The organism is Kribbella sp. NPDC055071 (genome assembly GCF_053608045.1).
Genome location: NZ_JBSGUS010000025.1, coordinates 29,397 through 42,067 on the forward strand (window position 1 = coordinate 29,397; position 12,671 = coordinate 42,067).

Sequence of the window (12,671 nt, forward strand, 5' to 3'; positions counted from 1 at the left end):
GTTCCCCGTCCCCCAGCCGACGTTGGATCAGCGACCGAGGTCGAGGTCGAGGCTGCCGTGCACAACCCGCTGGTCCTGCTGCTCGACCCGCTCCAGGTAGCTGCGGGACTTGGTCACCTCGGTCTCCAGCGTGCCGATGGTGGCGGCCATGTTGTCGAGTGCCTCGACCTTGAACGTGTCGATCGCGTCCATGGTCGCGTAGATGTTCGCGAACGCCGCCTGCAGCTGCGGCAACCCGATCGTCGCCGACGCGGCCTGCTGCTGGATCGCCACCGAGTTGTCCCGCAGCATCTGCGAGGTGCGCTCGATCATGCCGCTGGTGGTCGTGTTCAGGGCGGTGATCTGGTCCAGCACGAGCTTCTGGTTACCCAGGGCCTGCGCGACGATGACCGCCGTACGCAGCGCCGAGACCGTGGTGGTCGACGCTCGGTCGACGCCCTTGATCAGCTCGATGTTGTTCTTGATCACGATGTCGATCGCCAGGTAGTTCTGAATCGACACGGCCAGCTGGGTGAGCAGGTCCTGGTGCTTCTGCCGGACGTAGAACAGCACGTCCTCGCGGAAGGCCTTCGCCTTGTCCGGGTTGGTCACCTCGAGCTCGGCGATCGCCGCGGACAACCGGGCGTCGAGCCGCTCGGCGACGTACACGTACTGGTTCAGTCGGCCCATCGCGTCCCAGAGGTTCTGCTTCTCCAGGTTCAGCGCGGCGTTGTCCTTGCCGAGCTCGTCCTGACCGTTGCGCAGGCTGTGCAGGATGCCGTCGAGATGGCTCTGCGCGCTCTGGTACTTGCGGAAGTAGTCCTCGATCTTGTTCCCGAACGGGATCATCCCGAGCAGCTTCTTCGGCCCGGAGGCTTCCTTCGGGTCCAGGTCCTCGACGGTACGGCGAAGGTCGAGCAGCGTCTTGCCGACGGTCGAGCCCTCGGACAGGCCGCCTTCCTGGAGCGCGCGGACCGGCGCCTTGAGCAGTCGGTTCGAGCTGTCCGCGGCGGCGCGGATGTCGACGTCGCCCATGCTCCGGACGTCGGTGGCCCTGGCGGCGAACTCCGGCGAGCGCGGCTCGGCGCTCATCAGCGCGGACAGGAACGAGTCGACCTTCGAGTCCAGGCCCGGGAGCGCGGCGGCGTCGACGGCCGGCGCGAGACTCGGCGCGGAGGTCGCGACCACGGCCTGTGAGGGCGGCGGCGCGGTCAGTATCAGGCCCGGCGCGGTGGCCGTCGGCGGCTGCAACGGGGCCATCGCCGGCTGCGCCGCCGCGGCACCTGCTGTGTTGTCTGCTTCGGTCATCGTCGTTCCCCTCCGGTGGCCTCTGCGAAGCGTCCCCAACGCCCGCGTGCTGTCACCTCACGTGACGCGCACACAATCTACGCGGTTCCAGGTCTTCCCGGTGGCCTCGATATCTACTCGTTGTTACCTGATCGGTCAGACGGCGATGGGGGCCTTGATGCCCGGGTGGGGGTCGTAGCCGACGAGCTCGACATCCGCGATCTCGTAGGAGTCGATCGAATCGCGCTTCGCCAACTCCAGGGTCGGCAGGGCGCGGGGCTCGCGGGTGAGCTGCAAGCGGGCCTGGTCGAGGTGGTTCAGGTACAGATGCGCGTCGCCGAGGGTGTGCACGAAGTCGCCGACCTCGAGGCCCGTCTGCTGCGCGACCATGTGGGTCAGCAACGCGTACGACGCGATGTTGAACGGGACTCCGAGGAAGATGTCGGCCGACCGCTGGTAGAGCTGGCAGGAGAGCCGGCCGTCGGCGACGTAGAACTGGAACATGGTGTGACACGGCGGCAACGCCATGTCGTCCACGTCCGCGACGTTCCACGCGCTGACGAGGTGGCGGCGGGAGTTCGGGTTCGTCTTGATCGACTCGATCACCTTGGTGATCTGGTCCACGTGCCGTCCGTCCGGAGTCGGCCAGGACCGCCACTGGTAGCCGTAGACCGGGCCGAGCTCGCCATCCGCGTCGGCCCACTCGTCCCAGATCGAGATGTTGTTCTCGTGCAGCCACTTCACGTTCGTCGACCCGCTGAGGAACCAGATCAGCTCCCCGATCACGGACCGCAGGTGCAGCTTCTTGGTCGTCACCGCCGGGAAGCCGTCGCGCAGGTCGTACCGCGACTGGTACCCGAACACGCTCAGCGTCCCCGTGCCGGTCCGGTCTCCCTTCTCGACTCCGTTGTCCAGGACGTGCCGTAGAAGATCCAGGTACTGCTGCATGCCGCCAACTTACAGCCCTGGCAGACTCGCGGCGTGGAACAGGTGCTGACTCTCGTGGTGCGAGTCGAGAAGAATGCGCGTCCGGCGCAGACGGACGCGTTGGAGACGGCGGCGCGGGCGGTGCTGGCGATCCTGGCCGACGAGCGGTCGGTCGGCGAGGGGGAGTGGGCCGAGGCGATGACTGCGTGGCAGGACGACCGGATCCGCAAGATCGTGAAGCGCTGCCGCGGGATCGAGTGGCGGCGGGCTTCGGCGCTGCCGGGGATCACCATGTCCGGAGTGACCGCGGAGGTCCGGGTGTTCCCGCCGACGCCGATGGACGCCGTACCGGCTGAGCTTGCGAACCTGCAGGTGAGTGGGACCGACTTCGAGGATCCCGACGAGCTTCCGGCGGTCGAGCCCGGCGTACCGGTGCTGTGGGTCAATCCGTCGCTGGAGATGTCCAGCGGTAAGGCGATGGCGCAGTGCGGTCACGCCGCGCAGCTCGCCTGGTGGGAACTGTCCGCCGAGGGCCGCAAGGAGTGGGCGGCGACAGACTTCGCGCTCGCGGTGCGTACGGCGACACCCGCGCAATGGGAGGCCTTGCTGGCCAGCGGCCTACCCGTGGTCCAGGACGCGGGCTTCACCGAGGTGGCACCCGGGTCCCGGACCGTCGTCGCGGATCATCCTTTGCTGACGCGATAATGCAGATGGGTGACCCGGTCGCCCTGGACGACGCGCGGGTCGTCGAGAAGGATCTGGTCGCCGACGTAGTCACCGAAGAAGCGGACGCCGGTGCCGAAGACCACTGGCGCGACGTTGTACGAGATCTCGTCGACCAAGCCGGCCGCGAGCGCCTGGCCGCCGATGTTGCCACCGGTCACCGTCACGTAGCGGTCGCCCGCGAACTCCTTGGCCTGCTTGATCGCCGCCTCGATCCCGTTCACGAACGTGAAAGGGGCATCGGGGAACGGCCAGTCCGTCGGCGGCTCGTGCGTGACCACGAAGACGTGGTCCCCGACGGCGGGTACGCCGTTCCAGCCGTTGGTGATGTCGAACAGGTGCCGGCCGATCACGCAGGCTCCGACCGTCGGCCAGGTCGAGTTCATGTAGTCGGCGCTGGCCTGGCTGACGTGGAACGGCCGACCCTGATCGGTGCCGTACACCTCGACCGGTCCGTTGTTGTACCAGTCGAACAGCGGCCCGACCGCGTCGTCGGTGTCGGCCACAAATCCGTCCAGCGACACCACTGCAGAGACGACAACGTTGCCCATAGCTACTTCTCCTTCGTGACTCGATAAGTGAGGTGTTGCGCGGCCGGAGTCGAGATCGACTCGACCAGCTCCAGGCCGATCGGCGGTGCGGCCTCGGCCGGGAACAGCCGGGTGCCGTCGCCCAGTACGACGGTTGCCACGTGCAACCGCAGTACGTCGGCCAACCCGGCGGCGAGGACCTCGTGGCAGATCTGGCCGCCGCCCATCACGACCACATCCTTGCCATTAGCAACTTCCTTGGCGCGGGCGACCGCTTCGGCAGGAGAGTCGACGAACGTGAACCGATCCCCGAGTCGCGTCTTCTCCGGTGCGGAGTGGGTGACGACGAAGATGGGTGGATTCACCACGCCGGTCCGGTTCGCGTGGTACCCCAGCTCGTCGCTCCACCCCTGCGGACCATCGATGATGTCGAACAGGTTCCGCCCCTGGATCACCGCGCCGGTGGTGTCGAACGCCGCGTCGAGAACAGCCTGGTCCGCGTCGTTGCCGTGGAAGACCCAGTCGTGCAGGGCCATACCGCCGTCGCCGAGTCCGTTGTCGAGAGCGACGTTCGGGCCGGTGACGTAACCGTCGAGAGAGACCGAGATCTCGACGACGACCTGGGTCATCGGTCAGCCCTCCTTGGCGACGAGCTCGGCGAGGCGGTCCATGGAGTCGCGGATGCCGTGTTCCATGCACTCGATCGACTGGTCCCGGCTCTGCACCGATGGGAAGACCGACTGCTGGTGCAGCCGGACGCCCTTCTCGGTCGGCTCGAAGGTCGCCTTCTCCAGGCAGACCTCGCCCGGAGCGCCTTCCCACTCGAAGGTCTGGACGATCAGCTTCTCCGGCTCGACGGTGTGGAAGACGCCACGGAACGCGTACTCACCGGAGTTGTCGCGGTGGATGTAGCGGTAGGTCCCGCCCGGGCGTACGTCGTACTTCTCGACGGTCGCCTCCAGTTCGCGCGGGCCGAGCCACTGCGCGACGAGGTCGGGGTCGGTCATGATCCGGAAGAGCTGGGCCGGCGTGGCGTCGAACTCGCGGGTGACCTCGACGAACGGGGTGCCGGCCGGGGTGTTGATGACGGTGCCAGTCACTGGTTCTGCTCCTTCAGTAGTGCTTCCATCCGGCGGAAGCGGCGTTCGGTCTCGAGCCGGTAGTTGTCGATCCAGCTCGTGAGTGCTTCGAGGGCGGTCGGCACCAGGTGGCACGGGCGGCGTTGCCCGTCGCGGGTCCTGGTGATCAGCCCGGCGGTCTCGAGCACCTGGATGTGCCGCGACACCGCCTGCTTGGTGATCGGGAACGGTTCGGCCAGTTCGTTCACGGTGGCCGGGCCGCGGGACAGTCGCGCGATCATCGCCCGCCGGACCGGATCACCGAGCGCGGTGAAGGCCCGATCGAGCTGCTCGTCGTCAACCGTCATCTTTATCAACCATTTCCTTGATCAACTGATGTGTTGACTATAGGAACGGATCGCGGCTGTCGTCAAGGGCTAGCAACCCAGGTTGACAACTGCGACCTGTCAACCTAAGTTGCTTATATGACCGAGTTGGTGGACCCCAAGGACCCCGCGGCCGGACTCGCCGCGGTGGTTGCGTTACGCCGGCTGGCCGACCGGCTGGAGGACAGCCAGGTGGAGCAGGCGATGCGGGCCGGCTGGAGCTGGGCCGAGGTCGCCGAAGTGCTGGGGATCACCCGGCAGGCCGTGCACAAGAAACACGCCCGGCGGCTGATGGCCGCCGGAGTCACCCTGAGGAGGCGCTGATGCCGTCGGATGCACCCGGACGCGATGAGCGGTCCAGTGATGTCAAGGATGTTCGCGCGCTGCTGGTTCGCGGCGCGCGCGAGGAGGCCCGTCGGGACGGGTCCCGCACGGTCGAGGCGGAGCACGTGCTGCTCGCTCTGGCCGCGACCAAGACCACGTCAGCCGCGCGGATGCTGGCCGAGGCGGGTCTGACCGAGGACGCGATCCGGTCCGCGCTGGATCGCGAGTGGGAACACAGCCTGGCCGTCGCCGGCGTCCTGTTCCGGGTCGGTTTGTTGCCATCGGCAACAGTGGACCGACAGCGCGAACCGTCGATCGGCGAGACGACGAAGCTGGTGCTCAGGCGTGCCATGGACGCACCCCCGAAACTGTCCGGCCGGATCGGTCCGACCCGGATCCTGGTAGGCCTCCTCGACACCGACCGCGGCCGAGTGGCCCGCGCCCTGGAGGTAGCAGGCGTAGACCGAGCCGCCCTCCGCGAAAAGGCAGCAGGCGCCCTCGCCGACGGCGACCACTGACGGAGAACCATCAGGTATTGGCCGGAGGCTAGGTGAGGTGGCCCAGGGGTGCGACGGTGATGCCTGCGCGTTCGCAGACCCAGTGGGGGTCGGGGCCGAGCTCGGGCTCGATGCGGAGCTCGTGGTCGTGGAGGTCGTCGCAGGCGGTGCAGCGCGGCCAGCGAATGCCGGAGTCGACCAGACGGTCCTGGACGTCCTGGGCGACCAGCCCGGCGATGTGCTCAGCGCCGTCCGGCCACTGGTCCAGCCACCACTGCCGCCCGGCGACCGCGTCCTCGAGCAGCGACACCATCACGGCGTCGTCGAATCCCCGCGCGGCCAGATCATGCAAGATCATCGCTCGCGCGGTCAGTAACACCCCTGGCTCACTCATCGCCCTTCAGAGTGCCAGACCCAACCGACAAAACCCCACCCCAGCCGGGCGACCCCCGCCGCCGGCCGCTCGCCGCCGGCCGCCGCTCGCCGCCGCTCATGGCGACTTTGTGCACGGGATCCGTACGTGAGTGGCGTCTGGATGCGGATCCGGTGCACAAAGTCGGCTGTGGTGGGTCGGTTCGGGTGGCGGAGGGGCGGGCGGGTTCGGGTGGTGGTGGGTTAGTTGCAGGTGGGGTTGGGGTCGAGGCGGTTGGCGAGGCGGAGTTCGCGGTCGGCGGTGCTGCGGAGGGTGGCGCTGAGGCGGGCGCGGACCGCGGTGAGGCGGCGCGGGGCCGGCTCGTCGTACGGCTGCTGGGGAGCGTTCGGGAGGGCCGACTGTGCCAGGGCCCGAGCGTTCTCGACTGCGGTGTTGGCGGCGAAGAAGGACATGGTTCTGCTCCCTTCTGAGAGCATGGTGGGTCGGCCGGCGGACCGGGTGGCCGTCGGAAGTCGTGCGGTATCACCCCGGGAACCCGAGTGGGTCCTGGGTGCGGTGTGGAGTTGTCAGCGCTTCGGTGCGGGTCCGCTGCTGGAGCGGACGACCACCTGCGTGGGCATCAGGATCTGGCGCTCGGTGGCGGCCGGGTCGAGCAGGATCCGGCCGACCGCGCGGCCCTTGTCCTTGATCGGCTGCCGGACCGTGGTCAGTCCGGCCGGTGCGGCGGCCGGGATGTCGTCGAACCCGGCCACGGTCAGATCCCGCCCAGGGACCAGTCCGCGGACCTTCATCGCCTCCATCGCGCCGAGTGCCTGTACGTCGCTCAGTCCGACGATCGCAGTGGGTCGATCCTGCGAGTCGAGCACCCACTCCGCGCCGGCAAGCCCAGAACTGAAGGCGTTGTGACCACCCGAGACGATGCGCAGCCGGGCGTCCGGCATGGCCTTCTGCAGGCCGCGAATCCGCAGCTCGCAGTCGGTGTAGCCGACCTCGTCAACTGACAGCTCGACCGGACGTCCACCGGCCGCCTGGGCGTTGTCGACCAGTACTACGATCTCGCGGTGACCGAGCCGGGCCAGGTGCTCGCCCAACTGCGCCGCCGCCTCCACCTCGTCGATGGCGACCCAGGACAGGTCCGGGTGGTCGCCGCGGTCGGTGGAGACCGCCGGGATGCCACGGTTGGCGAGGATGTCGAGGGCCGGGTGTCCACTCGGCACGCAGAAGATCGCGGCCGCGTCGATGGCTGCTTGCTGGACGGCGTTGCTGCCGCCGGCGATGTCGGTCGAGCTGAGCGGCATCAGCATCAAGCTGGTGCTGAACTCCTCTGCCACCTCGGCCAGGCCGGCCAAGAAGCCGACCGCGTACGGATCCGAGAAGGCGTAGGAGAGCTTGTCGGTGAAGAGCACCCCGATCGCACCGGCCTTGCCGCTGCGCAGAGCCCGGGCGGATGCGTCCGGACCGGAGTACCCGAGCTCCTGGGCGGTGCTCAGGATCCGCTCGCGCAGCGCGGCGGACAGTTGGTCGGGTTTGTTGTAGGCGTTCGACACGGTCGACGGCGACACCCCGACTGCCTTGGCAACCGTCTTGAGCGTGACCCCGGCCATCGCGCCCACCTTTCTGCATCGTTCTTCTAAATCGTTCTTCTAAATCGTTCTAGAAAAACGATACAGAAGACCCCGGCGGAGTGCAACACCAATTTCTGTGACGTCCGGGGGATGATTGCGCCCATGGGTTCGTTGCTCGAGATCATCGCCTTGCACCCAGCGGATGCCGAGGCGGCGCAGGAGGGTGGGGCGGACCGGCTGGAGTTGTGCGCGTCGATGGAGGCCGACGGGTTGTCTCCGTCGGTGTCGACCGTCAGCGCGATCCGGCGGTCGACCGATCTGCCGTTGCGGGTGATGCTCCGGCTGACGAACTCGTTCACGATCAACGGCGCCGAGCAGAACCGGCTCACCGCGATGGCCCAGTCGTACCTGTCGGCCGGCGCGGACGGGTTCGTGCTGGGGTTCCTGACTCCCGACAACACGGTGGACGCGGAGTCGGTGGCTGCACTCGTGAGCACCTTCGCCGGGACGCCGTGGACATTCCATCGCGCGATTGACGCCGTACTCGAGCAAGCGTCGGCTTGGCGGGCACTGCGGTCTCTGCCGGGGCTGGACTGTGTGTTGACCGCAGGGTCGTCGCTCGGTGTCGGACATGGGCTCGATGACCTGTGCAGGCTGGCAAAGGAGGACTCCGCCGTGGCCGGCGTGATGATGGCCGGCGGTGGTCTCCAGCCAGAGCACGTGCCCTGGCTGTACCAGAGCGGCGTACGGCGATTCCACGTCGGCTCATCGGTCCGTCAGGACGGCTCGTGGACCAAGGCGTACGTGAACTCACGGTTCGTCCGGGCCTGGCGCAACCTGCTCGACGCCCAGGACGCGCGCGAATGATCCTCATCGACCCACCAGCCTGGCCTGCCTGGGACAGAGTCTGGTCCCACCTGGTCAGCGACGAGTCACTCGAAGAGCTGCACACGTTCGCCAAGGCCGCCGGCATCCCGGCCCGCGGCTTCGACCGCGACCACTACGACGTCCCCAGCGACCGGTACGACGCCCTGGTCGCCGCCGGCGCCGTACCGGTCTCCAGCCGCGAACTGGTCAGCCGCCTGATCGCCGCCGGCCTCCGTCACCGCAAAGGCACCTGACAACGGAACGGCCCCCAACCGTGTGGTTGGGGGCCGTCTGTCAGTCGAGTAGCTCGGTGACTGTGCCTGCGGCGACTGTGTGGCCGCCTTCGCGGACTGCGAAGCCGAGGCCCACGTTCATCGCTATGGGCTTCTCCAGCTGTACTCCGAGCTCGATGGTGTCGCCCGGCATGACCAGGTTGATCTCACCCAGGTCGATGCCACCGGAGACATCCGTCGTACGGAAGTAGAACTGTGGGCGGTAGTCCGCCGCGAACGGCGTGTGCCGGCCGCCCTCGGCGGTGGAGAGTGCGTGCAGGTTCGCCCGGAACTTCCGGTGCGGGTGCACGCTGCCCGGCAACGCCACCACCTGGCCGCGACGGACCTCGTCGCGCTTGATGCCACGCAGCAGCACCGCCGCGTTGTCGCCCGCGTCCGCGGACTCCAGCGACTTGCCGAACGTCTCCAGACCGATAGCCGTACTGGTGACCGTCGGACCGAGACCGACCACCTCGACCGCGTCGCCCAGCTTCAGCGAACCACGCTCGACCGCACCGGTGACCACTGTCCCGCGGCCGCTGATGGTGAGCACGTTCTCGATCGGCATCAGGAACGGCTCGCCCAGCTCACGGTCCGGCACCGGCACGTAGTTGTCCACCGCGTCCAGCAGGTCACCGATCGCCGCGGTCCACTGCGGGTCGCCCTCGAGCGCCTTCAGGCCGGACACGCGCACCACCGGTACGTCGTCACCCGGGAAGCCGTACTCCGACAGGAGTTCACGGACCTCCAGCTCGACCAGGTCGAGCAGCTCGGGGTCGTCGACGGCGTCCGCCTTGTTCAGCGCGACCACCAGATACGGCACGCCGACGCGCTGCGCGAGCAGCACGTGCTCACGCGTCTGCGGCATCGCACCGTCCTGTGCGGAGACGACCAGGATCGCGGCGTCGACCTGCGCGGCGCCGGTGATCATGTTCTTCACGTAGTCGGCGTGACCGGGCATGTCGACGTGCGCGTAGTGACGGGTCGCCGTCTCGTACTCGACGTGCGAGATGTTGATGGTGATCCCGCGCTGGACCTCCTCCGGCGCCCGGTCGATCCCGTCGAACGCGACGAAGCGGTTGACGCTCGGGTCGCGCTCGGCGAGCACCTTGGTGATCGCGGCGGTCAGAGTGGTCTTGCCGTGGTCGACGTGACCCATCGTGCCGATGTTGAGGTGCGGCTTGGTCCGCACGAACTGGCTCTTGGCCATGAGTGTTTCCTTTGCTGGTCAGAAGATTGTCGAAGAGCCAGGACCCTCCGGCAGGCCTTCCGCAGCGCTGTCACCGCGCGGAGGGGGCCGGTCTCGGGCCACCCTCCTCCGCGGGTCCTGATCTGCAGGAGGAGGGTCAGCTTCGAGTAGCGGCTGAATCGACTGACGCAGCCCACGTGGGAGCGCCCGTCAGGCCGGTGCCTGACAGGTCGAGCTCGAAAACCACGCGGTACATGCGGATCACGGTAGTTTCCAACACCCGACCCGGCAACGTAATTCCCAGGTGGTCAGTTGAGGGCGAAGAGCCTCGTGCCGTCGGAGAAGACCGGGCGGGCGCCGGCCACTGTGACGGCCGGCTTGTTGCAGGTGACCTCTTCGGACTGGGCTACCGAGGCGGCGGTCGGGCCGGCCACGATCTGGCGGGGCTGGATGCCGGTGGTGCCGATGAGAACCGGGGAGCAGCTGCCGTTCTGTTGCGGCATCAGTGTGACCACGCGCCCATCCGGGAGCAGTCCGAAGCCGTCCCGTGGGTACTCCGGCTGCTGCAGCTTCGGTGGTACCTCCAACAGGTGGTGCCACTGCGGCGTGCCATCGGCCGGGCTCAGCGCGGAGACGTCGTACGTCTGGGGCTGTCCGGAGTCGGTGGCGTTCCGGCAGGTGATCAGCACGAGTGAAGCGTGGGTGGCGGCCAGTTGTGCGTCACACGACGAGGAGCCGAGTCGAGGCCGCGGTGTGCCCGGCACTGGCGTCGTCCAGAGGATGCGGCCTTCGCCGACGTCGATCGACCACTGGTACAGCGTCCCGCCCGCGGCAGCGGTCCAGATCAGACCAGACACCTCCCGGGTGTCAGGTACGGCGACCAGATCGCCAACCCACGTGGACGGATCCAGCTCGGCACTGAGGTCGAACCTGTCGCTCAGACTGACCTCCCAGCGTTGATCGCCGGTCTTGAGGTCCAGTCCGCGTACGACGGCGCCGTTGCCACCACATGCGTCCACGACGACCGCCTGGTCGCCCATCAACTCGCCCTGCGTCACCTGGCACCGCAGTTGGGTCCGCCAATGCGTTGGACTGCTCACGCCGTGCGCGACCACGTAGTTGCCTTCAGCCACGAGCAGCTGATCCCGGGAAACGGCCAGTGCGGTCCCGTCGGTGTGGACCTCGGTCAGGACCTGACCGGACACCGCATCGAGTACGGCGTACGTCGGCAGGTCGATGCCCGCCGGTTCGCGGTACGCATACGGAAGGTGCGCCGCGACAGTCTGCCCATCAGCCGATACCAGTAGCCCCTTGGAGCCGCTGGAAGCCGCGTCCCGAACGTCGGTCCGCGAGTACCGCCACCGGATCTGACCAGTGGTCGCGTCGGAGACAACGACCCCGTCGGACCGCAGCTCGGCCACTCCACCCGCTGTACCCGCGATAGCGCCGGTCGCGGGCACCTCGCGGCTCCAGGCGAGCGTTCCGTCGAGCTGCACGGGCAGCTGGTTCGGTTGGATCGTGGTCGTCGTACTGACCGTGTTGGCGGTCTCCAGCCGGGCCTGCACGAACGGCTCACCGGCCGACACCACAACCCAGGCCAGCAACGCCCCACACACCACAGTGACGCCGAGACCCAACGCGCGGGGCGGAGCCTGTGCGTACGGCGGTGCGAGCCGCAACCGCCGTGCCAACGCCAGTAGTGCACCCACCAGCACCAGGGAAACCGACGCGAGCATCAGATACGGCCAACGCTCGGACAGCGCCGCACCGGGCTGTGCGGCCGGCCAGCGCCACCAGCAGAGTCCAATGGCGACCAGCCCGACCGCCACGAACACGAGCGCGGGGATCGTGAGCAGTCGCGCCTGGGACCGCCGGAACCATGCACTCGCCAGGCCGGCTGCCAACGCCGTACCGGCGATCGGGGCCCAGACCGGGAAGCCGCCGCTGTCACTCGGGTCGGCCGGCCACTTGGCAGCCGCACCGAGGCCACGTCCGAGCAGGACCGAGGCTGCGATCAGCACTCCGAGCGCAGCACCGAAGTAGACGATCGGGATCAGCCCGCCGATCGGCCGGGCCGCCTTAGGGCCCAGAGACTCGATCTCCCTGGCGATGTTGTCCCGGGCGGCCCGTTCCCACTCGCTGTGCCCTCGGTCGGTCGCGTACAGCCGCGTTTCGGCCAGGCTCTGCAGGAACGACATCCGGCCGCGGGCGAAGTCCCGGTCGCTGACGTGTCCGTACTCCTGCCGGATGCCGGCCGCGTACTCGTCGTACCGCTCCGGGGACAGGCTGAGGATGCGCAGGTCCGCGTCACACAGGACGGCGCCGTTGTGGTCGTCCGGATCGCAGTCGTGCTTGGCGGTCAGCCGGACCAGCCGGCCGATCTCCTCGACCCGTTCGGCCTCGACGCCGTACGCCGCCAGCTCGAGCTCGGCCAGCTGGGCCGAGACCTCCTCGTTCTCGCCGGGGTCGGCCTGCGGGTCGTAGATCGCGTCGTGGAACCAGGCCGCCAGCCGTACCGCGTTCGCGTCGTCGGCGGTCTCGGCCAGTTCGTCGATCGTCTGCAGCATCTCGGTGAGGTGCCGCTGGTCGTGATAGGAGCGATGTTGCTCTGCGTAACGACCCAGCAGATCCTCGCCCAACGGCTGCGCGTGCGGCAGCAGGCGATTCCACTGGTCGCGCAGGTCCATGGCATGG

The 12,671-nt window shown here is 68.2% G+C and carries 16 protein-coding genes; 5 read left to right on the plus strand and 11 right to left on the minus strand.

Annotation, left to right across the window (positions count from 1 at the left end; genetic code table 11):
- Nucleotides 1-27 precede the first annotated feature (27 nt).
- Nucleotides 28-1,287: a toxic anion resistance protein gene (locus ACWF4Z_RS32210; protein WP_452246953.1), complete on the minus strand. Its 1,260-nt coding sequence runs from the start codon at nucleotides 1,285-1,287 to the stop codon at nucleotides 28-30.
- A gap of 135 nt (nucleotides 1,288-1,422) precedes the next feature.
- The gene (locus tag ACWF4Z_RS32215; protein WP_452246954.1) at nucleotides 1,423-2,214 is read right to left on the minus strand and encodes a thymidylate synthase; all 792 of its coding nucleotides are present in this window, start codon (nucleotides 2,212-2,214) and stop codon (nucleotides 1,423-1,425) included.
- 33 nt (nucleotides 2,215-2,247) lie between these two features.
- On the opposite strand from ACWF4Z_RS32215, the gene ACWF4Z_RS32220 reads away from it, so the two are divergent.
- Nucleotides 2,248-2,898: an aminoacyl-tRNA hydrolase gene (locus ACWF4Z_RS32220; protein ID WP_452246955.1), complete on the plus strand. Its 651-nt coding sequence runs from the start codon at nucleotides 2,248-2,250 to the stop codon at nucleotides 2,896-2,898.
- On the opposite strand, the gene ACWF4Z_RS32225 is transcribed toward ACWF4Z_RS32220, so the two are convergent.
- From ACWF4Z_RS32225 to ACWF4Z_RS32240, 4 genes are read right to left on the minus strand one after another with little or no spacing between them, the layout of a single operon-like run.
- Nucleotides 2,877-3,467 carry a dihydrofolate reductase family protein gene (locus ACWF4Z_RS32225; protein WP_452246956.1) on the minus strand — a complete coding sequence of 197 codons (591 nt, stop codon included), beginning with the start codon at nucleotides 3,465-3,467 and terminating at the stop codon, nucleotides 2,877-2,879. The genes ACWF4Z_RS32220 and ACWF4Z_RS32225 overlap by 22 nt on opposite strands.
- Before the next feature lie 2 nt (nucleotides 3,468-3,469).
- Nucleotides 3,470-4,075 (minus strand): dihydrofolate reductase family protein, encoded by a 606-nt coding sequence (locus ACWF4Z_RS32230; protein WP_452246957.1) that lies wholly within the window; start codon nucleotides 4,073-4,075, stop codon nucleotides 3,470-3,472.
- A gap of 3 nt (nucleotides 4,076-4,078) precedes the next feature.
- On the minus strand, nucleotides 4,079-4,546 hold the full coding sequence (locus ACWF4Z_RS32235) for an SRPBCC domain-containing protein (RefSeq protein ID WP_452246958.1): 468 nt from the start codon (nucleotides 4,544-4,546) through the stop codon (nucleotides 4,079-4,081).
- Complete coding sequence (locus ACWF4Z_RS32240) at nucleotides 4,543-4,872, minus strand: ArsR/SmtB family transcription factor (RefSeq protein ID WP_452246959.1); 330 nt, start codon at nucleotides 4,870-4,872, stop codon at nucleotides 4,543-4,545. Before ACWF4Z_RS32240 ends, ACWF4Z_RS32235 begins: the two co-directional genes overlap by 4 nt.
- 117 nt (nucleotides 4,873-4,989) lie before the next feature.
- On the opposite strand from ACWF4Z_RS32240, the gene ACWF4Z_RS32245 reads away from it, so the two are divergent.
- Both ACWF4Z_RS32245 and ACWF4Z_RS32250 read left to right on the plus strand, forming a co-directional pair.
- Nucleotides 4,990-5,214 carry a hypothetical protein gene (locus ACWF4Z_RS32245; protein ID WP_452246960.1) on the plus strand — a complete coding sequence of 75 codons (225 nt, stop codon included), beginning with the start codon at nucleotides 4,990-4,992 and terminating at the stop codon, nucleotides 5,212-5,214.
- Complete coding sequence (locus ACWF4Z_RS32250; RefSeq protein ID WP_452246961.1) at nucleotides 5,214-5,732, plus strand: Clp protease N-terminal domain-containing protein; 519 nt, start codon at nucleotides 5,214-5,216, stop codon at nucleotides 5,730-5,732. Before ACWF4Z_RS32245 ends, ACWF4Z_RS32250 begins: the two co-directional genes overlap by 1 nt.
- 28 nt (nucleotides 5,733-5,760) lie before the next feature.
- Here the strand turns inward: ACWF4Z_RS32250 and ACWF4Z_RS32255 are convergent, their stop codons facing one another.
- From ACWF4Z_RS32255 to ACWF4Z_RS32265, 3 genes are all read right to left on the minus strand, one after another.
- Nucleotides 5,761-6,105, minus strand: a complete 345-nt coding sequence (locus ACWF4Z_RS32255) for a hypothetical protein (protein ID WP_452246962.1) — start codon at nucleotides 6,103-6,105, stop codon at nucleotides 5,761-5,763.
- Between the two features lie 221 nt (nucleotides 6,106-6,326).
- Nucleotides 6,327-6,536: a hypothetical protein gene (locus tag ACWF4Z_RS32260; protein WP_452246963.1), complete on the minus strand. Its 210-nt coding sequence runs from the start codon at nucleotides 6,534-6,536 to the stop codon at nucleotides 6,327-6,329.
- Nucleotides 6,537-6,650: 114 nt separating this feature from the next.
- Nucleotides 6,651-7,688, minus strand: a complete 1,038-nt coding sequence (locus tag ACWF4Z_RS32265) for a LacI family DNA-binding transcriptional regulator (RefSeq protein WP_452246964.1) — start codon at nucleotides 7,686-7,688, stop codon at nucleotides 6,651-6,653.
- Nucleotides 7,689-7,811: 123 nt separating this feature from the next.
- Here ACWF4Z_RS32265 and ACWF4Z_RS32270 point away from each other — a divergent pair, with 123 nt between their 5' ends.
- Together ACWF4Z_RS32270 and ACWF4Z_RS32275 are read left to right on the plus strand one after the other, a co-directional pair.
- Nucleotides 7,812-8,516, plus strand: a complete 705-nt coding sequence (locus tag ACWF4Z_RS32270) for a copper homeostasis protein CutC (protein ID WP_452246965.1) — start codon at nucleotides 7,812-7,814, stop codon at nucleotides 8,514-8,516.
- The gene (locus tag ACWF4Z_RS32275; protein WP_452246966.1) at nucleotides 8,513-8,770 is read left to right on the plus strand and encodes a DUF4031 domain-containing protein; all 258 of its coding nucleotides are present in this window, start codon (nucleotides 8,513-8,515) and stop codon (nucleotides 8,768-8,770) included. Before ACWF4Z_RS32270 ends, ACWF4Z_RS32275 begins: the two co-directional genes overlap by 4 nt.
- Before the next feature lie 40 nt (nucleotides 8,771-8,810).
- Here the strand turns inward: ACWF4Z_RS32275 and tuf are convergent, their stop codons facing one another.
- Complete coding sequence (gene tuf, locus ACWF4Z_RS32280) at nucleotides 8,811-9,998, minus strand: elongation factor Tu (protein WP_452246967.1); 1,188 nt, start codon at nucleotides 9,996-9,998, stop codon at nucleotides 8,811-8,813.
- Between the two features lie 287 nt (nucleotides 9,999-10,285).
- Nucleotides 10,286-12,664 carry a hypothetical protein gene (locus ACWF4Z_RS32285; protein WP_452246968.1) on the minus strand — a complete coding sequence of 793 codons (2,379 nt, stop codon included), beginning with the start codon at nucleotides 12,662-12,664 and terminating at the stop codon, nucleotides 10,286-10,288.
- Between the last annotated feature and the right edge of the window lie 7 nt (nucleotides 12,665-12,671).